The sequence below is a fragment of the Mesorhizobium sp. M7A.F.Ca.AU.001.01.1.1 genome (assembly GCF_004022735.1).
Classification (GTDB): domain Bacteria; phylum Pseudomonadota; class Alphaproteobacteria; order Rhizobiales; family Rhizobiaceae; genus Mesorhizobium; species Mesorhizobium ciceri.
Window position 1 is genome coordinate 1 of sequence record NZ_RZPF01001159.1, and the last position, 1,083, is coordinate 1,083.

Below are 1,083 nucleotides of genomic sequence, written 5' to 3' on the forward strand. Positions count from 1 at the left end.
AACGAAGACTGATCGAAGCGATCTCGCTATGCGAAAAGCCCGGCAGCGATGCCGGGCTTTTTCTTGGGATTAGCGAATCGAAAGAATCGGTTCGGGCGGTTCTTTAAAGCATCGCCCAAAGCGCGCGATCAGGCGTCCTTCTTGGGCACGGCAACGCGCAGCGCCAGGTCGCGAAGCTGCTGCGGGCTCGCTTCCGAGGGTGCATTCATCAACAGATCATAGGCCTGCTGGTTCATCGGGAACATGGTGATCTCACGCAGGTTCTTGGCGCCGAGCAGCAGCATGACGACGCGGTCGACGCCGGCGGCCATGCCGCCATGCGGCGGTGCGCCATACTGGAAGGCACGATAGAGGCCGCCGAAGCGCTCCTCGACCGTGGCGCGGTCCAGCCCTACCGTCTCGAACGCCTTGACCATGGTTTCGGGCAGATGGTTGCGGATACCGCCTGAGGCGATCTCGAAACCGTTGCAGACCATGTCGTACTGGAACGCCTTGATGCCGAGCAGGTCCTCGCCATTCAGCGCATCGATGCCACCTTGCGGCATCGAGAACGGGTTGTGGGCGAAGTCGATCTTCTTCTCTTCCTCGTTCCACTCGAAGAACGGGAAGTCGACGATCCAGCACAGCTCGAAACGCTCGCGGTCGACAAGGTTCAGCTCCTCGCCGGCACGGGTGCGCGCAGCCCCCGCGAAGGAGACGAACTTCTTCGGGTCGCCGGCAACGAAGAAGGCGGCGTCGCCATCGGCAAGGCCGAGCTGAAGGCGGATCGCCTCGGTGCGCTCCTCGCCGATGTTCTTGGCGAGCGGACCGGCGCCTTCGAGCTTGTCGCCCTCCTTGCGCCAGAAGATATAGCCCAGCCCCGGCTGGCCCTCGCCCTGCGCCCAGGAATTCATGCGGTCGCAGAAGGCGCGGCTGCCGCCGGTCTTGGCGGGAATGCCCCACACTTCGGCCTTCGGGTCGCTGGCCAGGATGTTGGCGAACACCTTGAAGCCGGAATCGCGAAAATGATCGGAGACGGCCTGCATCTCGATCGGGTTGCGCAGGTCCGGCTTGTCGGAGCCGTATTTGCGCATGGCCACATCA

1 protein-coding gene is annotated in these 1,083 nt (G+C 63.2%); it reads right to left on the bottom strand.

Translation table 11 applies throughout. From position 1 onward, the window contains the following. Nucleotides 1-128: 128 nt before the first annotated feature. Nucleotides 129-1,083 (bottom strand): amino acid--tRNA ligase-related protein (locus tag EN884_RS36730; protein ID WP_348633002.1); only part of this gene is annotated, 955 nt, incomplete at its 5' end.